A 25051-nucleotide genomic window follows, 5' to 3' on the forward strand; every position below is an offset into this window, starting at 1 on the left:
GCCGAGGGGCACCTCATTCACCTACGGGCAGGACGTGACGATCTCGGCGTCGCACTTGTCGGCGCCGTCACCGCCGTTGGCGCTGTCCAGACCGGCCTCGCCGAGCAGGAGGTCGTCGCCCCCGTTGCCCGCCATCCGGTCGTTGCCGTTCCCGGCGAGCACCTGGTCGGTGTCGGTCCCGCCGAAGAACTGGTCGTTGCCGTCACCGAGCAGCACCCGCGACGGCAGCGTGGTCCGGTTCCGCAGGATGTCGTCACCGGGCCGCGTGTCCGCCGAGATGAAGGTGACGCCCTCGGCCTTGCACGCCACCTCGTTCTTGGCGATCGACACGCACCCCGCGCCGGGGATCACCAGGTCGCCGTTGTTCCTGACGACCAGCCGGCCGCCGACCTGACCCACCAGGACGTCGTCCGGCACGTCGTTGGTGACGATCTGCAGCGCGCTGCCCGCCACGCTCACGGTCCCCGCGGCGTTCGCCGGCCCGGCGAACGCCGCCATCGAGGCGGCCACAGCCGCGCCCGCCATCAGCGCACGCACGCCGTGCCTGCGCAGGATGGTGGCCCTTGAGCGCCGCTCGGTCCCTCGTGTACTCATTGTTCCCCCTCTGTTGGTCGCGCCGCCGCGTTCGGCGGCCAGGGACGAGTACAACCCGGGAGGGGCAGGGCGCTCAGTGCCGGAACAGACAACTGTTCTGTGGCTTTTTCCCTACGGTCACAGCCAGCCCATGCGCTGGGCCGTGCGGATGGCCTCCAGCCGGTTCTGCGCGTTGAGCTTGGTCATCGCGCTCGACAGGTAGTTGCGCACGGTGCCCTCGGTCAGGTGCAGCTCCGAGGCGATCCTGGAGATGGCGGCGCCCTCGCCGGCCAGCCGGAGGGCGTCGCGCTCGCGTTCGGTCAGCGGGCTGTCGCCGGCCGCCATCGCCGCCGCCGCCAGCTCCGCGTCCAGGTAGCGGCCGCCGGACTGCACCTTGCGGATGGCCATGGCCAGCTCCTCCGCGGAGGCGTCCTTGCCGAGGAAGCCGCTGACGCCCGCCGCCATGGCCCGGCGCAGGTAGCCGGGGCGGCCCAGGCTGGTCAGAATGACGATCTTGCACTGCGAGCTGATCTGCTCGGCCGCGCTCAGGCCGTCCATGCCGGGCATCTCGATGTCCAGCACGGCCACGTCGGGGCGGTGCTCGGCGACCGCGCCCACGACCTCGTCGCCCCTGCCCACCTGGGCCACGACCTCGATGCCGTCCTCCAGGTCCAGCAGGGCCGCGATGGCGCCGCGGATCAGGTGCTCGTCGTCGGCGAGCAGCACGCGGGTGGTCATGCGGGCACCGCCGCGCGCAGCAGGTAGCGGCCCTCGCCCGTGGGCTGCGCCTCCAGGGTGCCGCCCATCGCGCGTACCCTCTGCGCCAGCCCCGCCAGGCCGTTCGGCGCGTGCTCTCCCACGGGCCCGCTCACCCCGTCATTGGACATCTCCAGCACTCCGTCCTCGATCGTGATCGTGCAGCGTTCGGCCTTGCTGTGCTTGAGCACGTTCGTCGCGCCCTCGCGCACGACGGTGGCCAGCAGCGTGCGGGTCTCCGGGGCCAGCGAGCCGGTCTCCGCGCGTACGGTGCAGCGCACGTCGGCCGCCTCCAGCACCGACCGCACGCTGGCGAGGACCTCGTCCAGGTCCACCGCCCGGTAGTTCTGGACGACGGCGCGCACCTCGCGCAGCGACCGCCTGGCCAGGTCGCGCACCTCGAACATCTCGGCCGCGGCCGCCTCCCGGTCGGTGCGCAGGGTCCACTCGGCGACGGCGGTCCTGGCCGCGACGTCCGCCAGGCTCTGGCCGAGCAGGTCGTTGAGGTCGCGGGCGAACAGCAGCCGCTCCTCGGAGACCGCCAGCCTGGCCAGGGCCTCCTGCCCCTCGTACGCCTCCTTGGCCACGTGCCAGAGCCACAGGTTGGCCAGCACCCCGCCGGCGCAGAGCCCGGTGAACAGGACCTGCATCAGGAACAGGCCAGGCACGAACCCCTGGACCAGGGTCACGTACAGGTGGACGGGCACGAGCGAGGCGAGCGACAGGACGATGAGCGTCCACCGGCGCACGAACGGCGCCAGGTAGGCCAGCCACGTCGGCCACACCCACATGAGCGGGAAGACCGTCAGGAGCATGGCGATGACGCCGGTCACCACGATGATCGCGGTCGGCCGCGCCCCGCCTCTCATGGCCACGCGGAACGGCCGTGTCCCCAGCACGTGGAAGATCAGCAGCAGCACGGCGCCGGCGACCAGCAGTGGCCAGGGGACCCCGTACTGCGAGCGCACGTAGAGGTCGTAGTAGCCGAGGACGGAGAGCAGCAGGATCATGTCGGTCGTGCAGACGATCAGCCAGCGGATCTTGTCCAGCTTCGTGGCCCGCCGGATGAAGCCGCCGAGTCCGCCCGGCGTCCTGGCGCTCGCGATCATGTCCGCACCAGCGCTCGCCGTCATCCCCGCGCCACCGCGCGCCGTCATCCCAGCACCACCGCGCGCCGTCATCCCCGCACCGCCGCGCGCAGCAGGAACTCGCCCGTCGGCGTCGGCTCCGCCGAGAACGAGCCGCCGGCCGTGACCAGCCGCTCCGACAGGCCGCGCAGCCCGTTGCCGGGCTCCGACGGCAGCCCGCGCACGCCGTCGTTGCGCATCTCCAGCACGCCCCCGTCGATCGTGATCGTGCAGCGTCCCGCCGTGCTGTGCTTGAGCACGTTGGTGCCCCCTTCGCGCACCGCCCAGGCCAGCAGCGCCCTGGCCGCCGGCGACAGGCCGTCGGCCCGCGCGTCCACCACGCACCGGGTGCCCGCCGCCTCCAGCGCGGCCCGTACGCTGGCGAGCTCCTCGTCCAGGTCGAGCGCCCGGTAGCCGTCCACGGCGAGCTGCACCTCGGCCAGCGCGTCGTCGGCCAGGTGACGAACGTCGGCCATCTCGGCCGCCGCCCGCCCGCCGTCCTTGGTGGCCAGCTTGGCGGCCAGCTCGCTCTTCAGGGTGATCACCGAGAGGCTGTGCCCGAGCAGGTCGTGCAGGTCGCGGGCGAAGCGCAGCCGCTCCTCGGCCACCGCCAGCCTGGCCTTGGCCTCCTTGCCGTCGTAGGCGTCCCTGATCGTCCACCAGAGCCAGCGCCACAGCAGCATGGCGGCCACCATGGCCACGGCGCTGAGGGACTGGGAGATCAGCACGCCGCTCCAGGACCGGCCGGTGACGAACGAGACCCAGGCGGAGGTCAGCCCGAGCACGCCCGCGCCCACGCAGGCGGTCAGGGGCAGCGGCAGGTAGATCGCGGCGACCGACACCCACAACGCGCCGACCTCCACCCAGGAGGGCGTGTCCGTGAGCACCTGGTGCGGCAGCAGCGCCAGCGCGCCCGCCGCGAACAGCCCGGCGACCAGCAGCAGCGGCGAGGGCCGTCTGGGACGGCCGTCGTAGGCCCGTCTGAGCAGGATGGGGAACAGCCCGAAGAAGCCGGCCTGGCAGGCGAGGACGGCGGCCAGGTGTGCCAGGGAGATCGCTCCGCCCGTCCAGTGCAGGACGGCGAGCAGCGCGAACACGATGCCGAGGAAGCCCATCGTGGCGTCCATCCAGTACAGCAGGATCCTCCTGGCCGTCTCAGGACGCGCCGCCATTACGCCTCCCCCTGCTGACGGAAATCCTGGTCGATCCTATCCAGTGGGAGGAGTTCGCCAAAGAATTCGGGATACGTCTGGCTTTGGGGTGACTCCGCGCAGGGACAGCCAGGCCAGCCCGTGGTAGGTGGCGTAGGCGGCCAGCTTGCGGGCGTCGGTCTCGCTCAGGTCGTCCTCGCCCTCGAGTACGGGGGTCAGCGCGATGCGCCGCCACGCCTGGGCGGGGTCGGCCAGCCCCTGGGCCCGCGCGATCTGGTCCCTGGCCGCCAGCACGGCCGTCGCCACCGGCCCCAGTCGGCCGCTCTCGACCGGGGCCAGCAGGTTGACGGTGCCGACCTCCGCGCCCTCCTGGCGGGTGGCGCGCAGCATCGCGAGGTCGCCGGGGGTCAGCCCGTACGAGCGCAGCCGCAGCGTGAAGCTCACCCCCAGCCGCCGCTCGTACTGCATGGCCCTGATGGCCCGCGCCCTGCGCAGCACCGCGGCCCGGTCGGCGCTGTCGCGGACCTCGAAGTCGACGGCGTCGGCGTCGAACGCCCCCACCACCCGGCGGTAGGCCGCGGCCAGCCCGCCGGGCCTGATGCAGGTCGCGGCCAGCTCGCGCCCGCCGGGACCACCGAACACGGGAGCCGCGTCGCCGCCCAGCGCCCGCAGCCGGCCGATCCGGCCGGCCACCGGGTTACGGCCCGGATCGAGCAGGCCGATCCGGCCGGCCACCGGATCGAGCGGGCCGCTCCACTTGGGCGCGCAGCCGTCGCCGCCCGCGACGAGGTGGCCGAGCGCGTAGCGGCGGACTCCGGTGCGGCGGGACTCGGCGGGCAGGTCGAAGCCGGGTTCGCGGGCGGTGTCGACGAACGTCACGAACGCCGCCGTCGGCGGCCCGGTCACCAGGGGCTTCACCACCGGCGAAGAGATCACGGGGGGACGGGCGGCGGGCGGCCACCGGCCGGCGGTGCCCTGCGGAAGCTGGCGGACCACCGCGACGGTGCCGGCGGTGAGCGCGAGCGCCCCGAGAACGGCGAGGGGGCGCGGGAGCAGGCCGGGCTCCCTCTTGTGCCGAGACATGGGCCACCCCGGGTGGTCGGTCGGCTACGTTAAGGCACTGCGGATGAACGCTAGCAAGCCGGCCCGGCGTGGCGCGGCCCTTTTCCGGGGTGCGTCCGTTGTGTGCGGATAATGTGGTCATGAAGCTGCGGATCTTCACCGAGCCCCAGCAGGGCGCGACCTACGACGACCTGCTCACCGTCGCCCAGGCCACCGAACGCCTGGGTTTTGATGCCTTCTTCCGTTCTGACCACTACCAGCGCATCGGCGCCGGCGACCCCGGTCCCGGCTCGACCGACGCGTGGATCACCCTCGCCGGCCTGGCCAGGGAGACCTCGCGGATCCGGCTCGGCACGCTGGTGACGCCCGCCACGTTCCGGCTGCCCGGGCCGCTGGCGATCAGCGTGGCGCAGGTCGACCAGATGAGCGGCGGCCGCGTCGAGCTGGGCTTCGGCACCGGCTGGTTCGACACGGAGCACTCCGCGTACGGCGTCCCGTTCCCGCCCACGGGCGAGCGGTTCGGCCGGTTCGAGGAGCAGCTTGAGATCATCACGGGATTGTGGACCGCGGACAAGGACTACTCCTTCGAAGGCCGCTACTACCGGCTGGCCGACTCCCCCGCGCTGCCCAAGCCGGCCCAGCGGCCCAAGCCGCCGATCATCATCGGCGGTGTCGGGGCCAAGCGCACGCCGAGGCTCGCGGCGACGTACGCGGACGAGTACAACGTGCCGTTCCACACGCCGGACGACACGGAGCAGGCGTTCGGCCGGGTGCGGCAGGCGTGCGAGGAGACCGGGCGCACCGTGCGGCTGTCGGCGGCGCAGACGACCGTCGTGGGGCGTGACCGGGCGGAGGTCGAGCGGCGCGCGGCCGCCATCGACCAGAACCCCGACAACCTGCGGGTGGGCGGCCTGGCAGGAACCCCGGCCGAGGTGCTGGACAAGCTCGGGAAGTTCGCCGAGATGGGCGCGGAGACGGTCTACCTGCAGATCATGGACCTGTCCGACCTGGAGCACCTGGAGCTGATCGCGGCCGAGGTGCTGCCCCACGTGTAGGTAATCGATTGGCGATGCTTCGTCGGGTTACGGCAGACTTGGCCCGTGCTGCTGACGATCACGACCACCGCGACGCCCGCCACCGACCTGGGCTTTCTCCTGCACAAGCATCCCGAGCGCGTGCAGGAGTTCACTCAGTCGTTCGGGACGGCCACGGTGTTCTATCCCGAGGCGGGCGAGGAGCGCTGCACGGCGGCGCTCATGCTCGAAGTCGACCCGATCGCCCTGGTCAGGTCGCGGGGCAAGAACTCGCCCGACTTCAGCCTGTCGCAGTACGTCAACGACCGCCCCTACGCCGCCTCCTCGCTGCTGGCCGTGGCGCTGGCCGACGTGTTCCGCACGGCGCGGACGGGCCGCTGCAAGGCCCGTCCCGAGCTGGCCGGCACGCCGCTGCCGCTGGAGCTGCTGCTGCCGGCGCTACCCTGCCGGGGTGGCCCCGACCTGGCGCGGCGGCTGTTCGAGCCGCTCGGCTGGGAGGTGGACGCGCGGCCGGTGCCGCTCGACGAGGGCTTTCCCGAGTGGGGCGAGTCGCGCTATGTCCGGCTCGTCCTGCGGGGCACGCGCCGCCTGGCCGACGCGCTCAACCACCTGTACGTGCTGCTGCCGGTGCTCGACGACGGCAAGCACTATTGGATCGCTCCCGACGAGGTCGACAAGCTGATCCGGGCGGGTGAGGGCTGGCTGCACGGGCATCCGGAGCGCAGCCTGATCACCCGGCGTTATCTGGGGCGGCGGTGGGCGCTGGCCCGTACCGCGCTGGCCCGGCTGGCCGAGCTGGGCGACGAGACCGAGGAGCAGTTGGAGCCCGCGGTCGAGGAGGAGGCCCCCGCCGAGACGACCGCCGCCGACGAGGCCGCCGCGGCCGAGGCGGAGGCTCAGGGCGAGGCGGCCGGGGAGGCGCAGGCCGAAGGCCAGGGCGAGGAGCAGAAGCCGAAGCCCCTGAACATCCGGCGGCGCGAGGCCGTGCTGGCCACGCTGGAGGAGCTGGGCGCGGCCAGCGTGATCGACCTGGGCTGCGGCCAGGGCGAGCTGGTCGGCGCGCTGCTGTCCCGGCCCAGGTTCGCCAAGGTCGGCGGCATGGACGTGTCGCCGATGGCGCTCACCATCGCCGCCCGCAAGCTGCGCCTGGAGCGCATGCCCGACGCCAAGCGCGCCCGGCTCACCCTGTTCCAGGGCGCGCTCACCTACACCGACAAGAGGCTGTCCGGCTACGACGCCGCCGTCCTCATGGAGGTGATCGAGCACGTCGACCCGCCCCGCCTGGCCGCGCTCGAACACGTCGTGTTCGGCCACGCCAAGCCGCAGTACGTCGTGGTCACCACCCCCAACATCGAGCACAACGTCCGCTACGAGTTCCTGACCGGCCTGCGCCACCCCGACCACCGCTTCGAGTGGACCAGGGCCGAGTTCACCGCCTGGGCCGCCCAGGTCGCCGCCCGTTACGGCTACCAGGTCGCCTTCACCCCGGTCGGCGACGACGACCCCGAGGTCGGCCCGCCCACCCAGATGGGAGTGTTCACCCGTGATCAGCGTTCCTGAGCTCTCCCTCGTGGTGCTCGTCGGCGTGTCCGGCAGCGGCAAGTCCACGTTCGCTCGCAAGCACTTCAAGCCCACGCAGGTCATCTCCTCCGACTACTGCCGCGGCCTGGTCTCCGACGACGAGACCGACCAGTCGGCCACCCCGGCGGCCTTCGACCTGCTGCACCACATCGTCGGCGTGCGCCTGGCCAGGGGCCTGTTCACCGTGGTCGACGCCACCAACGTCCAGTACGCCGCCCGCAAGTCCCTGATCGACCTGGCCAGGAAGCACGACGTGCTGGCCGACGCCATCGTCATCGACGTGCCGGAGGAGGTGGCCATCGAGCGCAACGCCGTCCGCCCCGACCGGGACTTCGGCCCCGGCGTGGTGATCAGGCAGCGCAAGGACCTGCGCCGCTCGCTCGGGAAGATCTCGCGCGACGGCTTCCGCCGGGTGCACGTCCTGCGTGGCCTGGACGAGGTCGAGAACGCCGAGATCACCTACGACAAGGCGTGGTCGGACAAGACCGAGCTGACGGGCCCGTTCGACATCATCGGCGACGTGCACGGCTGCCGCGCGGAGCTGGAGACGCTGCTGCGCGAGCTCGGCTGGGAGGGGCTGCGGCACCCCGAGGGCCGTACCGCCGTGTTCGTCGGCGACCTGGTGGACCGCGGGCCCGACACGCCGGGCGTGCTGCGCCTGGTCATGGAGATGGTCGAGGCGGGCACCGCCGTCTGTGTGGCCGGCAACCACGAGCAGAAGCTGGTGCGGGCGCTCAACGGCCGCAACGTCAAGGTCGCGCACGGCCTGCGGGAGTCGCTGGACCAGCTCGCCGCGGAGCCGGCCGAGTTCGTGGAGCGGGCCAGGACGTTCATGGACGGCCTGCTCAGCCACTACCGGCTGGACGGCGGCCGGCTGGTCGTCGCGCACGCGGGACTCAAGGAGGCCTACCACGGCCGCGCCTCGGGCCGGGTGCGCTCCTTCGCCCTCTACGGCGACACGACCGGCGAGACCGACGAGTACGGCCTGCCGGTCCGCTACCCGTGGGCCGACGACTACCGCGGCCGCGCCATGGTCGTCTACGGCCACACCCCCACCATCAGGCCGGAATGGGTCAACAACACGATCTGCCTGGACACCGGCGTCGTCTTCGGCGGCCACCTGACCGCGCTGCGCTACCCGGAGCGCCAGATCGTCCAGGTTCCCGCGGAGAAGGTCTGGTACGAGCCCGCCAAGCCGCTCGGCGACGCCACCACCCGCGACCCCGGCCTGCTCGACATCGGCGACGTGATCGGCACCCGCCACGTCGAGACCAGGTTCGGGACCAGGGTCAAGGTGATGGAGGAGAACGCGGCCGCCGCGCTGGAGGTCATGAGCCGGTTCGCGGTGGACCCGCACTGGCTGGTCTACCTGCCGCCGACGATGGCCCCGCCGGAGACCTCGAAGCTCGACGGCTACCTGGAGCACCCGCACGAGGCGTTCGAGGAGTTCGCCGCGGCCGGGGTGCGCGAGGTCGTGTGCGAGGAGAAGCACATGGGCTCGCGGGCCGTCGCCGTGCTGGCCAGGACGCCGGAGGTGGCCGCGGCCAGGTTCGGGGTGGGCGACGGCAGCGCGGGCGCGATCTTCACGCGCACGGGCCGGCCGTTCTTCGACGACACCGCGCCGCTGGTCGACCGGCTGCGCGAGGCGTGCGAGCCGCTCTGGGCCGAGCTCGACTCCGAGTGGGTGGTGCTCGACTGCGAGCTGCTGCCCTGGTCGGCGAAGGCGGGCGAACTCATCAAGTCGCAGTACGCCTCCGTCGGGGCGGCGGCCCGCGCCGCGCTGCCCGAAGCGGTCTCGGCCCTTGAAGCGGCGGCCGGGCGCGGGCTGGGTGTGAGCGGTCTGCTCGACCGCACCCGGCGCCGCTCCGACAACGCTGCCCTTTTCCGCGACGCTTACGCACGATACTGCTGGCCGGTCGACGGCCTGGAGGGCATCCGGGTCGCTCCGTTCCAGATCCTGGCCGCCGAGGGGCGGGCCACGGCGCTGGAGCCGCACGCCTGGCACCTGTCCACGCTGGCGCTGCTCGACTCGCCGCTGATCACCGCGACCCGGCACGTCTTCGTCGACCTGGACTCGCCCGAGTCCAGGGCCGCGGCGACCGCGTGGTGGGAGTCGATGACGGCGGCCGGCGGGGAGGGCATGGTGGTCAAGCCCGCCGCGTACGCGCCCGGCCGGGTGCAGCCCGGGGTCAAGGTGCGCGGGCGCGAATACCTGCGCATCATCTACGGCCCCGACTACACCGAGTCCCTCGACGTGCTGCGCCGGCGCTTCCTCGGTAAGAAGCGCTCGATGGCGCTGCGCGAATACGCGCTCGGCCTGGAGGCGCTGTCGCGGCTGGCGGACGGCGAGGCGGGCTGGCGGGTGCACGAGCCGGTCTTCGCCGTGCTGGCCCTGGAGTCGGAGCCGGTGGATCCCCGGCTCTGACCGGGGAATACGTGGGTGACCTGCGGGTAGCTTTTCCCGATCTCGGGGGAAGGACCCGCATGGCTACTCAATACACCCATCATGAGCATCTGGGCCACGTCGTGTTCATCACGGCGGCGGCCGCCATCGGCGGGTTCCTGTTCGGATACGACAGCTCCGTCATCAACGGCGCGGTGGTCGGGATCCAGAAGCACTTCCAGGTGGGCTCGTTCGAGACCGGGTTCGTGGTGGCCATCGCGCTGCTGGGCTCCGCCCTGGGGGCCTGGGCGGGCGGGGGGCTGGCGGATCGGTGGGGGCGTACCCGGTCGATGCAGGTCGCGGCGCTGCTGTTCGCGGTCAGCTCGATCGGGCAGATGTTGCCGTTCGCGATCTGGGACCTGGCGTTCTGGCGGGTGGTGGCGGGCTTCGCCATCGGCATGGCGTCGGTGCTCGGGCCCGCGTACATCGCCGAGGTGGCCCCGCCCGCCTACCGGGGGCGGCTGGGCTCGTTCCAGCAGTTGGCCATCGTGCTCGGCATCGCGGTCTCGCAGCTCGTCAACTATGTGATCGCGCGGCTGGCCGGCGGCGACGTGAACAACGTGCTGTGGGGGCTGGAGGCGTGGCAGTGGATGCTGGGCGCCTGTGTCGTGCCAGCGCTGCTCTATCTGCTCTTCGCCTCGAACATCCCCGAGTCGCCCCGCTACCTGATCATGTCGGGGAAGACCAGGCGGGCGCGTGAGGTGCTGGTCGAGGTCGAGGGTGACGACGTGGACCTCGACACCCGCATCGCGGAGATCCAGCACGTGCTGCGCACCGAGCGCGTGCCGGGACTGAAGGACCTGCGCGGGCCCCGGCTGGGGCTGCTGCCGATCGTGTGGATCGGCATCGTGCTCTCGGTCTTCCAGCAGTTCGTGGGCATCAACGTGATCTTCTACTACTCGTCGGTGCTGTGGCAGTCGGTCGGCATCAACCAGAGCGACTCCCTGCTGATCAGCTTCTCCAGCTCGATCATCAACATCATCGGTACGTTCGTCGCGATCTCGCTGGTGGACCGGATCGGCCGCCGGCCGCTGCTCCTGATCGGCTCCGCCGGTATGGCGATCTCGCTGGCCACCGCGGCGTGGGCGTTCAGCGCGGCCGGGGGCGCGGGCGAGTCGGTCACGCTGCCCGACCCGCAGGGCCCGATCGCGCTCGTCGCGGCCAACGTGTTCGTGTTCTTCTTCGCGATGTCATGGGGCGTGGTGGTCTGGGTGCTGCTGGGGGAGATCTTCCCGAACCGCATCCGCGCCGCCGCCCTGGGCGTGGCCGCGGCGGCCCAGTGGATCGCGAACTGGGCGATCACGGTGTCGTTCCCGGCGCTGGCGGAGTGGAACCTGCCGCTCACCTACGCCATGTACGCCTTCTTCGCCCTGCTGTCGTTCCTCTTCGTGGCCAGGTGGGTCAGGGAGACCAAGGGCCGCAAACTCGAAGAGATGGGCTAATCTCCGGCACGTGCTCGACGACGTTATCGGTCCCTCGCTCGACGTGCTGTTCTGCGGCATCAACCCCGGCCTCATGTCCGAGGCCACCGGACACCACTTCGCCCGGCCAGGCAACCGCTTCTGGCCGGCGCTGCACCTGTCCGGCTTCACCCCGCGCCTTCTCACGCCTGCCGAGCAGCACCTGCTCCCCTCGTACGGCCTGGGGATCACGAACATCGTGCCCCGGCCCAGCGCCAAGGCGTCGGAGCTGAGCCGGCAGGAGCTGGTCGAGGGTGGCGCGGAGCTGGCCGCGCGGGTGGCGGCGGCCGGCCCTCGGGTGCTGGCCGTGCTGGGCGTGTCCGCGTACCGCACGGCCTTCGAACGGCCCAAGGCCCGGATCGGGCCCCGGGAGGAGCGGGTGGGTGGGGCCAGGGTCTGGGTGCTGCCCAACCCCAGCGGGCTGAACGCCCATTGGACCCTGGCCACCATCGCCGCCGAGCTGAGCCGCCTGCGCGCCTCTCTCGACTAGGGCGCCGTTACTTCGCGGCGAAGTTCTGGGTCCAGAGGATCTGGCCCTGGGAGTTCTTGGCCGCGCCGACGCCGATCAGGTTGTACTTGCAGTTCATGATGTTGGCCTTGTGGCCGGAGCTGTTCATCCAGGACGACATTACCGAGGCGGGGGTCGTCTGGCCCTTGGCGATGTTCTCGGCCCAGCCGGAGCCACCGGTGAACCCGGCCTCCCGGATGCGGTCCATGAAGCTGCGGCCGTCCTTCGAGGTGTGGCTGAAGTAGTTCTGCTTCGCCATGTCGGAGGAATGGCCGAAGGCGGCCTGGCGGAGTTGCGGGTCGTGCTTGAGGGGCGCGCAGCCGCCCTTCGCGCGCTCGGCGTTGGTCAGGCGGACGACCTCGTTCTCCTCGGCCGTGCCCACCGAGCCGGACGACGGCGGCGTGCTGGGCGCCGGGGTGGGGGGCTTCGTCACCGTGGGCGGCGTGCTGGGCCGCGTGGTGGGACGCGTGGTGGGGCGCGTCGTGGGCGTCGCCGTGGGGGTGGCCGTGGGCGGCGGGGCCGTGGGGGTGACCGTGGGCCGGCCGCCGGTGCCCGGGGTGCAGGTCAGCTTGGCGGCCTTGGTCTTGACGGGCCGGCCGCGGTAGTCGGTGGCGACCGCGTAGTAGGTGCCCGGCGCGCACGGGATCGCCAGGGAGACGGTGCCGTTCCTGCTGGCGCCGCTCTTGACGACCGGGTCGGCGCCGGGGACGGCGCGCTTGATGCGGATGCGCAGCAGAGCGGAAGAGGAGCAGCCACGACGGGTGGCGGAAGATTCGATCTTTAACGTGTCGCCGACGGCGGGCTGGGCCACGGTCAAGCGGCACCTTGCCGCCTCCGTCGCCGCGGCAGCCTGCGCCGTGCTTACGGGCGCGGCGATCGCTGCCAGGCTGACGGCTGCGGCGAGTACCCCAAGGGGTCTACGCATAGGGGGTTTCCTCCAGTTGCGGTAGACGCTGGATGCGCACCGCATTCTGTCGGGACCGATACTGATTTGTCATCAAAATCGGGACATTCCCCTAAAGCGAATGTAAACCCGAGTGACCCCTGGGGCGTCAGAGCACCTCCGCCGCGAAGGACCGAAACGGGCTCACAGCATCCCGGCCGGCCCCATCACCAGCACCGCGACCATGACCACGAGCACCACGACCAGGCCGGCGAACCGGGCCCGCCGCATCGCCAGCGCGAGAGCCCGCTTGTTCCGTGTCGCCACGCGCACCGCCCGGTCCGCCCGTAACCGGGCGATCTCCCTGCGATCCACGTCCGCCCCTGTCAGTCCTTGGTCAGCAGCGCCACGCACTCCACGTGGTGCGTCATCGGGAACGCGTCGAAGGCCCGCAGGTCGGTCAGCGGGTAGCCGCGTTCGGCGAACCAGGCCAGGTCACGGGCCAGCGTCGCCGGGTCGCACGAGACGTACACGATGCGCTGCGCCTCCAGCGAGGCGACCCGCTCCACCACCTCGCGCCCCAGCCCCGCCCGCGGCGGGTCGACGACCACGAGGTCGGCCCGTTCGATCTGGAAGCGGTCGAGGGCCTCCTCCACGCGCCCCCGCTCCACCCGGGCCTGCGGCAGGTCGCGGAGGTTGGCGCGGGCGTCGCGGACGGCCGCGGCCTCCGACTCCAGCCCGAACACCGCCCCTTCCGCCCCCACGCCCTCGGCCAGCCCGGCCGCGAAGAGCCCGACGCCGCAGTAGAGGTCGAGCGCCCACTCCCCCGGCTCCGGCGCCGCGTAGGCCAGCACCGCGTCCAGGAGCGTCTCGGCGGCCCCGGGGTGCACCTGCCAGAAGCCGCTGCCGGCGACCCGGAACTCCCGGTCGCCCACCTGCTCGTGCAGCACGCCGGAGCCACGTCGAGGCACCGTACGGCCCTTGCCCTGGTCGAGCAGGATCGAGGCGGGCGCCTCCAGGTCGGGCACGGTGACGCTGCGCCGGGGCCGGGGCGCGACCACCACGGCCCGGTCGCCGCCCGAGGAGGCGATGACCTCGACGCCGGACGCGCCCGGCCACAGGTGCCCCTCGGCGCCGGCCGCCTCCACCTCGGGATGGGCGATCAGGCAGGCGTCCACGATCTCGACGTCGTGCGAGCGGTGCCTGCGGAAGCCCAGCTCGCCGGCGGGCGTCGCGGCGAACTGCACGCGGGTGCGCCAGCCGAGCCCGTCCTTGGCCCCCGGCATCTCCTCGACCACGATCTGGCGCTCGATGCCCGCCAGCCGGTGGAGCTGCTCGGCCACCACCTGCTCCTTGAGCCGCCGCTGCGCCTCGGGCGTGGCGTGCTGCCAGTCGCAGCCGCCGCAGCGTCCGGGCCCCGCGTACGGGCAGGGCGGGACGACCCGGTCGGGCGAGGGTTCGAGGATCTCCACGGCGTCGGCCCGCAGGAAACGGGTCGTCTCCTCGGTGACGTCGGCGATCACCCGCTCGCCGGGCAAGGCATGCCGTACGAACACCACGCGCCCTTCATGGCGCGCCACACACCAGCCGCCGTGCGCGACCGGACCTACCGTCAGCTCGAGAGTTGCCTGTTCCACACCGACACCCTATGCCCCAACCCGGATGACCACTTATCCGACTTGACCGACTACTCTAAGTCATCATGGACAGGTCGCGGGTGGTCCGGCGGCGGCTCGGCTTCGGGGGGACGCTGCTGGCCACGCTGTTCGCCTGCGCCTCGCTCACGCCGTCGCTGCTGCCCCGCACCTGGCTGTACCAGGGGGTGATGGGCGCGGTCACCGGCATCCTCGGCTACGCGGCCGGCGCCGCGATCGGCGCGCTGGGCCGGGCGCTGATCTCCTACCGGCTTCCCGAGCGGGCCCGCAGGGTCGCCTGGCGCGTCCTGCTCGGCGGCTGCGCGGCGCTGGTGGCGGTGGCGCTCTGGTACAGCCACGACTGGCAGCGCGACCTGCGGGCGCTCATGGGCATGGACACCCGGATCACCTGGTTCCCGCCGGTGATCCTGGCCGTGGCCCTGGTCCTGTTCGCGGCGGGCCTGGTGGCCGCCCGGCTCGTCCGGCTGGGCGGCCGCGAGCTGATCGCCTGGCTGGACCGGTTCGTCCCCGTGTACGTCGGCCACACCGTCGGCGGGCTCGTCGTCGGCCTGCTCGTCGCGGTGTTCGCCAACGACGTGCTGTTCAACGGGTTCCTGGCCCGGGTGAGCGACGTCTCGTCGGTCGCCAACGAGAGCAACCACGCGGGCGTGCGCAAACCCGTCTCCGCGTACGTGTCGGGCGCCCCCGGGTCCCTCGTGAGCTGGGAGTCGCTGGGCAGGGAGGGCCGCCGCTTCACCGGCACCGCCGCCGCTCCCGCCCGGCTGGCCGCGTTCTCGGGGCGGCCCGCCGCCGCGCCCATCAGGGTGTACGTCGGGCTCGACAGCGCCGGCTCGCCCCGTGACCAGGCGGCCCTGGCCGTACGGGAGCTGGAGCGCACGGGGGCGTTCGGCCGGCCCGTGCTGGCCGTGCTCGGCACCACCGGCACCGGCTGGGTGGACCGGCACATCGCCGACGCCCTGGAGTACATGTACAACGGCCGCTCCGCCATGGTCGCCCTGCAGTACTCGTACCTGCCGAGCTGGGTGTCGTTCCTGGTCGACAGGGACAAGGCGGCGGCCACGGGCCGGGCGCTGTTCGACGCGGTGCACGAGCGGTGGTCGCGGCTGCCCGCCGGGTCGCGGCCGCGGCTGGTGCTGTCGGGCGAGAGCCTGGGGTCGTACGAGCTGGAGGAGTCCTTCCACGACCTGACCGACCTGGTGGCGAGGACGGACGGCGCGCTGTTCGTGGGCCCGCCGAACGCCAACCGCGTCTGGAACGACCTCGTCGCCGGCCGCGACCGCGGCAGCCCCGTGTGGCGCCCGGTCTACCGGGCGGGCGGGACCGCCAGATTCGCACAGCACCCCGGCGACCTCGCCGGGCCGCCGGGCCCGTGGCCGCGCCCGCGCGTGGTCTACCTGCAGAACGCCTCCGACCCGGTGGTGTGGTGGTCGCCGCGGCTGATCTACCGCAGGCCGGCGTGGCTGGAGGGCCCGCGCGGGCCGGACGTGAACCCGCGGATGAACTGGTTCCCGCTGGTGACGTTCTGGCAGGTGCTGGTGGACATGACGGCCGCGCTGGACGTGCCGGCCGGGCACGGCCACCGGTACGGCGCCAACATCGTGGACGGCTGGGCCGCCGTCGCCGCGCCGCCGGGCTGGAGTGCGCGCGACACCGGCCGGCTGCGCGCCCTGCTCAGCGCGTTCTGACCTCGTCCTTGGCCGTCTCGTGCCAGGGCCGGCGCACCGATCCGGGCGCGAACGGCTCCGGCCGGCCCTTGAGCCGGTCGGAGGAGTGCAACTGCCACGGCACGCTGGTCACCATGACGCCGGGCTTGAACAGCAGGCGCGCCTTCAGCCGCAGCGCGCTCTGGTTGTGCAGCAGGTGCTCCCACCAGTGACCGACCACGTATTCAGGGATGAAGACCGTCACCACGTCGCGCGGCGAGCGCCTGCGCAGCGTCTTGACGTAGTCGAGGATGGGCTGCGTGATCTCGCGGTAGGGCGAGTCGAGCATCTTGAGCGGCACCGGGATGCCCCGGCGCTCCCACTCCTCCTGCAGGTTGCGCGCCTCCTGGCCCTCGACGCCGACCGTGACGGCCTCCAGCTTGGAGGGGCGGGTGGCGCGGGCGTACGCGAGCGCGCGCATGGTCGGCTTGTGAATCTTCGAGACCAGCACGATCGCGTGGTTGCGCGCGGGCAGCATGGCCGGCTCGTAGTCCTCGTCGATCTCCAGCTCGGCCGCCACGTTGTCGTAGTGGCGCCGGATGCCCTTCATCATGAGGAACAGGATCGGCATCGCGATGCACACGATCCACGCCCCGACCAGGAATTTCGTCAGCAGCACGACCACCAGCACCAGCCCCGTCATGATCCCGCCGAAGAAGTTGATGACGCGGGAGCGGTGCATCTGGTGGCGGACCTTGAGGTCGGTCTCGGTCTTCAGGTGGCGGGTCCAGTGGATGACCATGCCGGTCTGGCTGAGCGTGAAGGAGACGAAGACGCCGACGATGTACAGGTTCAGCAGCCGGCTCACGTCGGCCTGGAACCCCCACAGCAGCAGGCAGGCGCCGAGCGCCAGGATGACGATGCCGTTGGAGAAGGCCAGCCGGTCGCCCCGGGTGTGCAACTGGCGCGGCAGGTAACGATCCTGCGCCAGAATGGAGGCGAGGACGGGGAAGCCGTTGAAGGCCGTGTTCGCCGCCAGGAAGAGGATCAGCGCCGTCACCGCCGAAATGAACACGAACGGCAGCGACCCGCCCCCGAACACCGCGTCGGCCACCTGGGAGATGATCGGCTGCTGGTAGTAATCGGGGCCGACGGGCGTGCCGTCCGGCCGCAGCAGGTCGTGGGCGACCACCGAGGGCTCGGCCATCTTCACCCCGGAGGCCAGGGCGAGCGCGACGATGCCGCCGAACATGGTGATCGCGACCAGGCCCATCATGAGCAGCGTGGTGGCGGCGTTCTTGCTCTTGGGCTTCCTGAACGCGGGCACGCCGTTGCTGATGGCCTCGACACCGGTCAGGGCGGCGCAGCCGGAGGAGAACGCGCGCAGGATCAGGAAGGCCGCGGCGAAGGCCGTCAGGTTCGTCTGCTCGGGCTCGATGGTGAAGTGGGCGCTCGGCGCCTCGATGTCCTCGCCCAGCAGCAGCAGCCGGAACCCGCCCCAGAGGATCAGCCCGAGGACGGCGAACATGAACGCGTACGTGGGAATGGCGAAAGCGGCCCCGGACTCGCGGATGCCGCGCAGGTTGACCACGGTGAGCAGGACGACGATGGCGATGGCGACGGTGGGCTTGTGCTGGGCCACGAACGGGATCGTGGCGCCGACGTAGTCGACGCCGTTGGCGACCGACACCGCGACGGTGAGCACATAGTCGACCATGAGCGCGCTGGCGACGGTGAGCCCCGCGTTCTTGCCGAGGTTGGTGGTCGCGACCTCGTAGTCGCCACCGCCGCTCGGATAGGCGTGCACGTTCTGCCGGTACGACGCCACGACCGTGAGCATCACCACGACGACGGCGATGGCCACCCATGGGCTGTAGGCGTAGAACGAGACGCCCGCCAGGGACAGGATGACGAGGATTTCCTGCGGCGCGTACGCCACGGAGGAGAGCGCGTCACTCGCGAAGACCGGAAGCGCGATCCGTTTGGGGAGGAGTTGCTCGTGGAGCTGCCCGCTGCGCAGGGCGCGCCCCACGAGCATGCGTTTGACAAGATCCGTTACCTTCGCCACGTAACGAGATGCTAGCCCCAGGCAGAGCCGTTAAACGAGGCACGCCCCTATCGGGCCATACTGGTGTCGAGCAACCGGCCGACCGCGAAGGTGCGGGGGGAAATGCATATAGTGATCATGGGGTGTGGCCGGGTCGGATCGACTCTGGCCCACATCCTCGAAGACGGCGGCCATTCCGTCGCCATCATCGACCGCGACCCGCAGGCGTTCCGCCGTCTGCGCGCCGGATTCCGCGGGCGGCGGGTGACCGGCGTGGGTTTCGATCGCGACGTGCTCACCGAGGCCGGCATCGAGTCCGCGGCCGCGTACGTCGCGGTCTCCAGCGGAGACAACTCCAACATCATCTCGGCCCGCGTGGCCCGCGAGACGTTCGGCGTCGACAACGTGGTGGCCCGCATCTACGACCCGCGGCGCGCCGAGGTCTACCAGCGGCTGGGCATCCCCACGGTGGCGACCGTGCGCTGGACCGCCGACCAGATCATGCGCCGCATCCTGCCGGAGGGCGCCGAGCCGCTCTGGCGCGACCCCACGGGCACGGTCGTCCTGGCCGAGGTCACCGCCAACGCCGCCTGGATCGGCACCCGCGTCGTCGACCTCGAAGCGCGCGCCAAGGCCCGCGCGGCCTTCATCAACCGCATGGGCGAGGCCGTGACCATCACGGACGACACGGTGGTGCAGGAGGGCGACATCCTGCACGTCATCGCGGCCGAGAACGACATGGACCGGATCAACAAGGTGCTCGCCGCGGCACCGGAAGAGGACGAGTGATGCGCGTCGCCATCGCCGGTGCCGGCGCCGTGGGCCGCTCCATCGCGGCCGAGCTCCTGGAGAACGGCCACGAGGTCCTGCTCATCGACAGCGACCCGCGCGCCATCAAGATCGACAGCGTCCCCCGGGCCGAGTGGCTCCTGGCCGACGCCTGCGAGATCGCCTCCCTCGACGAGGCCGGCCTCAACAACTGCCACGTCGTGGTCGCCTCCTCGGGCGACGACAAGGTCAACCTGGTCGTCTCCCTGCTGGCCAAGACCGAGTACGGCGTGCCGCGCGTGGTGGCCCGCATCAACCACCCCAACAACGAGTGGCTCTTCAACGAGTCCTGGGGCGTCGATGTCGCCGTCTCCACGCCGCGCCTGCTAAGCGCGCTGGTGGAGGAGGCGGTCAGCGTCGGCGACCTGGTCCGCCTGATGACCTTCCGCCAGGGACAGGCGAACCTGGTCGAGCTCACCCTGGCCGACGACGCGCCGGTGGTGGGCCAGCGAGCCGGCTCGGTGCCGTGGCCGGTGGACTCTGCCCTGGTGGCCATCCTCCGCGAGGGCCGCGTCCTGGTCCCCACAGCGGACGACCCGCTGGAGGCGGGGGACGAACTGCTGTTCGTGGCAAGCCAGGAAGTGGAGCAGGAGCTGGCCCACCTCCTCTCCCAGCACTGAGCCCTTCGGGGGCGCACCGCGGGGTCTTCGCATCGACGTCGTGTTCGGCCAAGGCCCGGCCGGGCCTTGGCCGAACACGTCCACCCGGCCCCGTCAGCCCACGGCGTACGCGCGGGTGATCGTCTGGGTCACCCCGGCGCCGCGCGTGTCGGTCACCTTGGCGCGCAACGAGACGAAGCCCGCCGTACCCGGGTTGGGCAGCACGGACGTCCACCCGGAACCGGCGCGCACCACGGGCACCCGCTGCCAATGAGCGCCGTCGTCCGTGGACATCTCCAGCCGGACCGACCGCACCCCCGCCTTGTCCGAGCCGGGATTGCGCTCCACCCACAGCGGCACGCGGGTCGTACCGCCGGGCTTGGCGCGGTTGAAGTCGTCGAGACCTTCGGGGGCGTACCGGACGGCCATCAGCGGCAGCGGCCGCTCCTCCGGCGTGGTGCCGGACCTGAACGTCCACACCGACTCGGTGGCGGTGGTGAGCGTCGAGTGCGGGACCTGCCGCTTCAGGGACGCGGTGAGGGTGTACTCGCCGGACCCGGCGGGCAGGCCGGCGCGCAGCACACAGCCGTCCTGCCGATACACCTCACACCCGGCGATGCGGGCCGCCGGAGTGTTTCACGAGGCGGGCCGGGTCATTGCTGGATGTCGCCCCTGGCCTGGGCCATCGGGAGCCGGTCGAAGACACTGATCACGCGGGTGATCTTGCCGTTCTCGGCGGTGATGTAGTCGATGCCGCGGAAGTCCTTCAGGAAGGGTGTGTCGACGGTGTACACGGCCGCCGCGTTCGTGTCGTCGCCCAGCACGCCGGTGACGGTCGCGCCGACGATCGAGCTCGCGAACGGTTCGAGGAACCGGCGGTAGCCCTCCACTCCCTCGATGGTCCCGCTCGGGGCCTCGCACACGACGTCGTCGGCGAGCAGGCTCAGCGCCGTGTCGACGTCCTTGCCGGTCCACGCGCGGACGAAGTCTTCGGCGATCTTCTGGGCGAACGCGTTCGTTACGGTCACAGCACAGTTCCTTCCATGGTGCTTTGTCCCTGACAGGGCGCCGGGGACGCTCGGAGCCCGGTGGCTCGTCCATCCGCAGTGTCACGTGGGTATATGTCACCTGCTGTCATATACATTTCGAAGCCATGAGATCCGAGCGCCTGCTGTCGATCATGCTGCTGCTGCAGACGCACGGGCGGTTGCCCGCCGGTGAGCTGGCCGAGCGGCTGGAGGTGTCGGTACGCACCGTCATGCGCGACGTCGAGGCGCTGTCGGCGACCGGCGTACCCGTCTACACCGTGCGCGGCCCTCATGGCGGCATCGCCCTGCTGCCCGGCTACCGCACCAACGTCACCGGCATGACCACCGACGAGGCCCGCGCCCTGTTCGTGCTGCTGTCCGGCCAGGCTCACACCGAGCTGGGCCTGGGCCAGGCCCTCGGCTCCGCGCTGCGCAAGCTGATGGCCGCGCTGCCCGCCCCGCACCGGCCCGACGCCGACCTGGCCAGCCGCCGCATCCTCATCGACCCGGTGCGCTGGCGCGGCGGACCCGCCCGCCCCGCCGGTGGCCCGGCCGCCGACCTGGCCGTGCTCCAGCAGGCGGTCTTCACCGACCGGCGGCTGTGCCTGCGCTACCGGCACGGCCGCGACAGCCGCGTCCGCTCCTACACCCTCGATCCGTACGGCCTGGTCAACAAGGCAGGCGTCTGGTACCTGGTCGCCGACCACCGCGGCGAGCCCGCACTCTTCCGGACCGACCGCGCCCTGTCGGCCGTGATCCTCGACGAGCCCGTCCGGCGCCGCGCCGGACTGGAACTGGCCGACGTCTGGGACGGCCTGCGCCGCCACATCGACGACATCCCCGCCCCGCTGTCCGTCACGGTCAGCGTCCACCGGGACGTCCTGGCCAGGTTCCTGCGCATCCACGAAGCCGACCTGGCCGGACCGCCACCCGACGCCGGCGACCGATCGGAGCGGGTGCACGTCGAGCTCCACTTCCGCTCCCTGGCCGCAGCCGAAGTCCTGCTGGCCTTCGGCACCGACGCCGAGGTCCTCGCCCCGGCCGAGCTCCGCCAGGCCCTGGCCCGCCGAGCGGCCGAGGCCGCCGCTCGCTACGCCGCCGGCACCGGCCATAGGGCGGAGTGACCGGATCAGCCCGGAAGGGCGGACCGAGTCACGGCCGACCTCGGAGAGATCCTCGAACGCGCCCAGCGCTCCGGGACCTGCGGGGCGGCGTCACGCGGGAGTGCTGAAACCCGCGGCCGAAACACCACGCGTTCGCCGAGCCCACCGCTTCCCCACGCCCCCCGATCGCGGAGGAGTCGTGGGTCCGAGGGCCCCCCTTTTCGAATACATTGTGTTAGGTTTACAATACAGAGAGTGATTGCACCTAGGGGGACCCCGTGCTTCGCTTCGGCCGGATCACGTTCAAGCGGTCGGCCGGGGCCCGATGGCCGTCTGAGGGTACGCGGCACCACGCCGGCCAGGTGGGCGCCTCCGCGACGACCCGAGCAGGTGGAAAGCCTTCGCCGGCCACCAGAGCAGACGCAGGAGGCGGCCATGACCACTTTCAGCACCCGCGGCCAGACCGATCTGCCGGCCGAGTTCCGGACGACGGTGGATGCGTTCCTGGAGACGACGCTGCGCGGCAAGCTCGCCGGCGAAGTCGGCACGCATCTGGACATCCCCATCCGCGTCCTGCGTGACTTCCTGGCCGGAGGCGGCAAACGGCTGCGACCCATCTACTGCTACTGCGGCTGGCTGGCGGCCGGTGGCGACCCCGAGGACCCGGTGGTGGTGCGCCTGGGCGCGGCGGTGGAGCTCTATCACGCGTTCGCTCTCATGCACGACGACGTCATCGACGCCTCCGACATCCGCCGCGGGCACCCCACCGCCCAGCGCGCCTTCGAGCATTACCAGCCCCGCGCGAGCACCGCCCGGTTCGGGGAGAACGCCGCGCTGCTGCTGGGCGACCTGTGCGCCGACTGGGCCGACGAGCTGTTCGGCACGATGCACGAAGCCCGGCGGATGTTCACCCTCATGCGCACCGAGCTGGTGGTGGGCCAGTATCTGGACCTGTGCGGCACCGGCGACGGCATCGGCAGCCTCGAACAGGCCCTGACGGTCGACCTGTACAAGACCGGCAGCTACACCGTCCAGCGCCCCCTGCACATCGGCGCGGCCGCGGCCGGCGCCGGCGAGGCGGTGTTCGAGGCGTGCAGCGCGTACGGGCTGCCGCTGGGCCAGGCGTTCCAGATGTGCGACGACCTGGAAGACGTGGTGGAGAACGTGGGCGATCCCGGATATGTCGGCAATGATCTCAAGGAGGGCAAGGCCACCGTGCCCATCGCGCTGGCCATGAGCCGCGCCGACCCCGGGCAGAGGCGACGCCTCGGCGTGTTGCTGGCCGATCCGGAGCTGGGGGCCGCCGGCGCGGCCGAAGCCCGCGCCATCATCGCGGCCACCGGGGCCATCGAGGCGACCATCGAGATGATCGGGCGGTACCGTGGCCGCGCCCTGGACTCCCTGCGCACCGCGCCGTTCCCGCCGCACGTCGCCGGCATGCTGGAAGAGCTGGCCTGGCGCGCGGTGCGGTGGCCCGCATGAGCGAACTGGTCGACCACGTGGACGCCGACGACCACGTTCTCGGCGTGGTGGAGCGCGCGACCGCCGTACGCCTGGGCCTGCTGCACCGGATCGTGGGGGTGGTCTGCCGTGACGGCGACGGCCGCTATCTGGTCCACCGGCGACCCGGCACCGCCCCCTGGTTGGCCGGCATGTACGGCGCGATGCTGGGCGGCGGCGTACGGGCGGGCGAATCCTACGAGCGCGCCGCCGTCCGCGAGATCCGCGAGGAGATAGGGCTTGACCTGCCGGTACGGTCCTGCTTCACGATCCTGTGCCGGGGAGCGATCAGCCCGTACTGGTTCGCCGTCCACGAGACCGTGGTCCCCGCAGACGTCCAGATCGCGCCCAACCCCAAGGAGTTCGCCTGGATCGGCTGGCTGGACGAAGAGGCCCTGCGCCACGCCGCGGCCCGGCTGCCGTTCGTCCCCGAGATCCACGAAGCCTTCACCCTCTACCAACGCCACCTGAACGAAAGGAACGGGAATGTCGCTGAGTGACCTCCAGACCCGCAAGCTCTCCCACTATTTCGCCCTGCTGGACGAAGACGAAAGCGGATACCTCGAACTTCAAGACTTCGTCCGCAGCGGGAACCGGTGCGCCGAAGCGTTCGGCTACGACCCCGGCTCGGCCGAGGCCGAGAAGATCCGCGTGGAGTGGACCAAGTTCTGGGAAGCGGGCATCGCCTCGGCCGATCTCGGCGGCGACGGCAAGATCTCGAAGGAAGAACTGTTCACCGTCATCGGCGCGCTCGCCCAGCGTCCCGAGACCTACGACACGGCCTTCCGGCCCTCGGTCGACGCCTACATCGACATCATCGACGGGAATGGGGACGACCAGGTCACCCAGGAGGAATACGTTCGGCTGCTGACCGCCATCTGCGAGCTCGACCAGCCGCGGGCGGCTGAGGCGTTCGACAAGCTCGACGTCGGACGCAAGGGACACCTCAGCCGCGAGGAACTGCACCACGCGGTCAAGGAGTTCTATTTCAGCACCGACCCGCAGGCCCCGGGAAACTGGACCTTCGGCTCCTTCTGACCCGCGCCACCGGCGACGGCAGCCCTGCCCCGGTCAGTATGTCGGAGCCGGCCGGTAAGGTCCTCGCGTCCGGAACGGAACATCATTGGAGCGGTGAACAGTGGCCCGTCATACTCCACCTCGGCCGGTTGCCATGGAGGAACTCTTACCCGAGCTGAAGCCGCTCGCCAGAAACGCTCTCCGCCTGCATCCGCGTGCGGGAACCCCGTCGTACGAGGACAGCTCCGTCGGAGGACCGCTGAGGTGGCCGGCCGATGAGCCCTGGCCGCTGTGCGCCGAGGAGCACTACAACGACGACGGCACGGAGGACGCCACCCGCCACGAGGCCGTCGTGCCCATGGTGCCGGTCGTGCAGCTCTACGCGGCGGACGCGCCCGGTGTGTCGTTCCCGCAGGGTAGCGACCTGCTCCAGGTGCTGTGGTGCCCGTTCAACCACGGGGAGGAGTTCTACGAGCGCAGCCCCCTGCCGCAGGTGCGCTGGCGGAACGCGGCGGACGTCCACCCTGTGCTCGTCACACCCCCGGTGCCCGCTGACGCTCCCGAGGGCCACGTTCCCGTCCCCTGCGTGGTGCACCCCGAGCAGGTGACGGAATATCCCGACTGGGACGACATCCCGCAGGAACTGCGCAACGAGATCGACGAGCGGCTGCGGCGGGTCGAGGAGAGCACCGGGTGGTCGTACTTCTACCACCTCAGCACCGCCCCCGGAACCAAGGTCGGTGGTCATCCGCGCGGATGGAACGGCTCGACGACCTCGTTCAGCTGCAAGACGTGCGGACGGCCCGTCCACCATCTTCTGACCGTGGCCTGCCGCGAGTTCGACGGGGAGTCCTGGCGGACCTGGCTCCCGGTGGAGGACCGGCCCGACGACGACAGCGGGCCGGAGCTCTGGCTTTCGAGGTCCGAACGAGCCGAGGCCGCGAAGAACCCGCCCGACCTGATGGTGTCGGGCGGGGGCGATGTGTACCTCTTCGAGTGCCGTTCCTGCCCCGATCGCCCGGTTGAGCACCTTTTCTACCTCAACTGAGCGGT

The 25051-nt window shown here is 71.5% G+C and carries 24 protein-coding genes; 13 read left to right on the plus strand and 11 right to left on the minus strand.

The annotated features are described in order from the left end of the window. Positions 1-21: 21 nt before the first annotated feature. The 5 genes from C4V41_RS09425 to C4V41_RS09445 all read right to left on the minus strand — a co-directional run bounded on the left by C4V41_RS09425 (position 22) and on the right by C4V41_RS09445 (position 4690). Positions 22-594 (minus strand): calcium-binding protein, encoded by a 573-nt coding sequence (locus tag C4V41_RS09425; RefSeq protein WP_146103599.1) that lies wholly within the window; start codon positions 592-594, stop codon positions 22-24. A gap of 117 nt (positions 595-711) precedes the next feature. Further along, the gene (locus C4V41_RS09430; RefSeq protein WP_103955367.1) at positions 712-1311 is read right to left on the minus strand and encodes a response regulator transcription factor; all 600 of its coding nucleotides are present in this window, start codon (positions 1309-1311) and stop codon (positions 712-714) included. After that, complete coding sequence (locus tag C4V41_RS09435) at positions 1308-2486, minus strand: sensor histidine kinase (protein ID WP_160150227.1); 1179 nt, start codon at positions 2484-2486, stop codon at positions 1308-1310. Before C4V41_RS09435 ends, C4V41_RS09430 begins: the two co-directional genes overlap by 4 nt. A gap of 20 nt (positions 2487-2506) precedes the next feature. Further along, positions 2507-3628 carry a sensor histidine kinase gene (locus C4V41_RS65285; RefSeq protein WP_103955369.1) on the minus strand — a complete coding sequence of 374 codons (1122 nt, stop codon included), beginning with the start codon at positions 3626-3628 and terminating at the stop codon, positions 2507-2509. Between the two features lie 36 nt (positions 3629-3664). Next, positions 3665-4690, minus strand: a complete 1026-nt coding sequence (locus C4V41_RS09445) for a glycoside hydrolase family 18 protein (RefSeq protein WP_103955370.1) — start codon at positions 4688-4690, stop codon at positions 3665-3667. A 119-nt stretch (positions 4691-4809) separates the two neighbouring features. Here C4V41_RS09445 and C4V41_RS09450 point away from each other — a divergent pair, with 119 nt between their 5' ends. The 5 genes from C4V41_RS09450 to mug are packed head-to-tail and all read left to right on the plus strand — an operon-like array spanning position 4810 to position 11677. Then, positions 4810-5724 carry an LLM class F420-dependent oxidoreductase gene (locus tag C4V41_RS09450; protein ID WP_103955371.1) on the plus strand — a complete coding sequence of 305 codons (915 nt, stop codon included), beginning with the start codon at positions 4810-4812 and terminating at the stop codon, positions 5722-5724. A 45-nt stretch (positions 5725-5769) separates the two neighbouring features. After that, positions 5770-7263: a 3' terminal RNA ribose 2'-O-methyltransferase Hen1 gene (locus C4V41_RS09455; protein ID WP_103955372.1), complete on the plus strand. Its 1494-nt coding sequence runs from the start codon at positions 5770-5772 to the stop codon at positions 7261-7263. Beyond that, positions 7247-9709, plus strand: coding sequence for a polynucleotide kinase-phosphatase (locus C4V41_RS09460; protein ID WP_103955373.1), 2463 nt, complete (start codon positions 7247-7249; stop codon positions 9707-9709). Before C4V41_RS09455 ends, C4V41_RS09460 begins: the two co-directional genes overlap by 17 nt. Positions 9710-9768: 59 nt before the next feature. Continuing rightward, positions 9769-11169 (plus strand): sugar porter family MFS transporter, encoded by a 1401-nt coding sequence (locus tag C4V41_RS09465; protein ID WP_103955374.1) that lies wholly within the window; start codon positions 9769-9771, stop codon positions 11167-11169. A gap of 10 nt (positions 11170-11179) precedes the next feature. Further along, positions 11180-11677: a G/U mismatch-specific DNA glycosylase gene (gene mug, locus C4V41_RS09470; RefSeq protein ID WP_103955375.1), complete on the plus strand. Its 498-nt coding sequence runs from the start codon at positions 11180-11182 to the stop codon at positions 11675-11677. Positions 11678-11684: 7 nt separating this feature from the next. Here the strand turns inward: mug and C4V41_RS09475 are convergent, their stop codons facing one another. From C4V41_RS09475 to C4V41_RS09480, 3 genes are all read right to left on the minus strand, one after another. Then, positions 11685-12506 (minus strand): CAP domain-containing protein, encoded by an 822-nt coding sequence (locus C4V41_RS09475; RefSeq protein WP_235030049.1) that lies wholly within the window; start codon positions 12504-12506, stop codon positions 11685-11687. 276 nt (positions 12507-12782) lie between these two features. Further along, on the minus strand, positions 12783-12953 hold the full coding sequence (locus C4V41_RS61735) for a hypothetical protein (protein ID WP_160150228.1): 171 nt from the start codon (positions 12951-12953) through the stop codon (positions 12783-12785). Positions 12954-12964: 11 nt separating this feature from the next. Beyond that, positions 12965-14194: a class I SAM-dependent RNA methyltransferase gene (locus tag C4V41_RS09480; protein ID WP_200823892.1), complete on the minus strand. Its 1230-nt coding sequence runs from the start codon at positions 14192-14194 to the stop codon at positions 12965-12967. An 86-nt stretch (positions 14195-14280) separates the two neighbouring features. On the opposite strand from C4V41_RS09480, the gene C4V41_RS09485 reads away from it, so the two are divergent. Then, a complete protein-coding gene (locus tag C4V41_RS09485; RefSeq protein ID WP_103955378.1) occupies positions 14281-15918 on the plus strand; it encodes an alpha/beta hydrolase in 1638 nt (545 codons plus the stop codon). On the opposite strand, the gene C4V41_RS09490 is transcribed toward C4V41_RS09485, so the two are convergent. Next, the gene (locus C4V41_RS09490) at positions 15905-17944 is read right to left on the minus strand and encodes an APC family permease (protein ID WP_103955379.1); all 2040 of its coding nucleotides are present in this window, start codon (positions 17942-17944) and stop codon (positions 15905-15907) included. The two genes, C4V41_RS09485 and C4V41_RS09490, sit on opposite strands and share 14 nt — an antisense overlap. 102 nt (positions 17945-18046) lie before the next feature. Here C4V41_RS09490 and C4V41_RS09495 point away from each other — a divergent pair, with 102 nt between their 5' ends. After that, on the plus strand, positions 18047-18712 hold the full coding sequence (locus C4V41_RS09495; protein ID WP_103955714.1) for a potassium channel family protein: 666 nt from the start codon (positions 18047-18049) through the stop codon (positions 18710-18712). Further along, entirely contained in the window at positions 18712-19371 is a 660-nt protein-coding gene (locus C4V41_RS09500) for a potassium channel family protein (RefSeq protein WP_103955380.1), read from the plus strand. The genes C4V41_RS09495 and C4V41_RS09500 overlap by 1 nt, the downstream gene beginning before the upstream one ends. 93 nt (positions 19372-19464) lie before the next feature. Here the strand turns inward: C4V41_RS09500 and C4V41_RS09505 are convergent, their stop codons facing one another. Both C4V41_RS09505 and C4V41_RS09510 read right to left on the minus strand, forming a co-directional pair. Beyond that, positions 19465-19932, minus strand: a complete 468-nt coding sequence (locus tag C4V41_RS09505; protein WP_103955381.1) for a hypothetical protein — start codon at positions 19930-19932, stop codon at positions 19465-19467. A gap of 71 nt (positions 19933-20003) precedes the next feature. Then, a complete protein-coding gene (locus tag C4V41_RS09510; RefSeq protein ID WP_103955382.1) occupies positions 20004-20378 on the minus strand; it encodes a nuclear transport factor 2 family protein in 375 nt (124 codons plus the stop codon). Positions 20379-20503: 125 nt separating this feature from the next. Here C4V41_RS09510 and C4V41_RS09515 point away from each other — a divergent pair, with 125 nt between their 5' ends. From C4V41_RS09515 to C4V41_RS09535, 5 genes are all read left to right on the plus strand, one after another. Next, the gene (locus C4V41_RS09515) at positions 20504-21502 is read left to right on the plus strand and encodes a helix-turn-helix transcriptional regulator (RefSeq protein ID WP_103955383.1); all 999 of its coding nucleotides are present in this window, start codon (positions 20504-20506) and stop codon (positions 21500-21502) included. A gap of 414 nt (positions 21503-21916) precedes the next feature. After that, a complete protein-coding gene (locus tag C4V41_RS09520; RefSeq protein ID WP_103955384.1) occupies positions 21917-22963 on the plus strand; it encodes a polyprenyl synthetase family protein in 1047 nt (348 codons plus the stop codon). Further along, positions 22960-23481: an NUDIX hydrolase gene (locus tag C4V41_RS09525; protein ID WP_103955715.1), complete on the plus strand. Its 522-nt coding sequence runs from the start codon at positions 22960-22962 to the stop codon at positions 23479-23481. The genes C4V41_RS09520 and C4V41_RS09525 overlap by 4 nt, the downstream gene beginning before the upstream one ends. Beyond that, on the plus strand, positions 23468-24019 hold the full coding sequence (locus C4V41_RS09530) for an EF-hand domain-containing protein (RefSeq protein WP_146103600.1): 552 nt from the start codon (positions 23468-23470) through the stop codon (positions 24017-24019). Before C4V41_RS09525 ends, C4V41_RS09530 begins: the two co-directional genes overlap by 14 nt. Before the next feature lie 133 nt (positions 24020-24152). After that, on the plus strand, positions 24153-25046 hold the full coding sequence (locus tag C4V41_RS09535) for a YwqG family protein (protein WP_103955386.1): 894 nt from the start codon (positions 24153-24155) through the stop codon (positions 25044-25046). Positions 25047-25051: the final 5 nt, after the last annotated feature.

Origin of the sequence: Nonomuraea solani (assembly GCF_900108335.1) — a bacterium.
GTDB classification, from domain to species: Bacteria; Actinomycetota; Actinomycetes; order Streptosporangiales; family Streptosporangiaceae; genus Nonomuraea; species Nonomuraea solani.

Excerpts from the sequence above, each read along its gene's own strand:
- C4V41_RS09425 (WP_146103599.1), bottom strand. The coding sequence starts at position 594 with ATGAGTACACGAGGGACCGAGCGGCGCTCAAGGGCCACCATCCTGCGC.
- C4V41_RS09430 (WP_103955367.1), bottom strand. The coding sequence starts at position 1,311 with ATGACCACCCGCGTGCTGCTCGCCGACGACGAGCACCTGATCCGCGGC.
- C4V41_RS09435 (WP_160150227.1), bottom strand. The coding sequence starts at position 2,486 with ATGACGGCGCGCGGTGGCGCGGGGATGACGGCGAGCGCTGGTGCGGAC.
- C4V41_RS65285 (WP_103955369.1), bottom strand. The coding sequence starts at position 3,628 with ATGGCGGCGCGTCCTGAGACGGCCAGGAGGATCCTGCTGTACTGGATG.
- C4V41_RS09445 (WP_103955370.1), bottom strand. The coding sequence starts at position 4,690 with ATGTCTCGGCACAAGAGGGAGCCCGGCCTGCTCCCGCGCCCCCTCGCC.
- C4V41_RS09450 (WP_103955371.1), top strand. The coding sequence starts at position 4,810 with ATGAAGCTGCGGATCTTCACCGAGCCCCAGCAGGGCGCGACCTACGAC.
- C4V41_RS09465 (WP_103955374.1), top strand. The coding sequence starts at position 9,769 with ATGGCTACTCAATACACCCATCATGAGCATCTGGGCCACGTCGTGTTC.
- C4V41_RS09485 (WP_103955378.1), top strand. The coding sequence starts at position 14,281 with ATGGACAGGTCGCGGGTGGTCCGGCGGCGGCTCGGCTTCGGGGGGACG.
- C4V41_RS09495 (WP_103955714.1), top strand. The coding sequence starts at position 18,047 with ATGCATATAGTGATCATGGGGTGTGGCCGGGTCGGATCGACTCTGGCC.
- C4V41_RS09500 (WP_103955380.1), top strand. The coding sequence starts at position 18,712 with ATGCGCGTCGCCATCGCCGGTGCCGGCGCCGTGGGCCGCTCCATCGCG.
- C4V41_RS09515 (WP_103955383.1), top strand. The coding sequence starts at position 20,504 with ATGAGATCCGAGCGCCTGCTGTCGATCATGCTGCTGCTGCAGACGCAC.
- C4V41_RS09520 (WP_103955384.1), top strand. The coding sequence starts at position 21,917 with ATGACCACTTTCAGCACCCGCGGCCAGACCGATCTGCCGGCCGAGTTC.
- C4V41_RS09525 (WP_103955715.1), top strand. The coding sequence starts at position 22,960 with ATGAGCGAACTGGTCGACCACGTGGACGCCGACGACCACGTTCTCGGC.
- C4V41_RS09530 (WP_146103600.1), top strand. The coding sequence starts at position 23,468 with ATGTCGCTGAGTGACCTCCAGACCCGCAAGCTCTCCCACTATTTCGCC.
- C4V41_RS09535 (WP_103955386.1), top strand. The coding sequence starts at position 24,153 with ATGGAGGAACTCTTACCCGAGCTGAAGCCGCTCGCCAGAAACGCTCTC.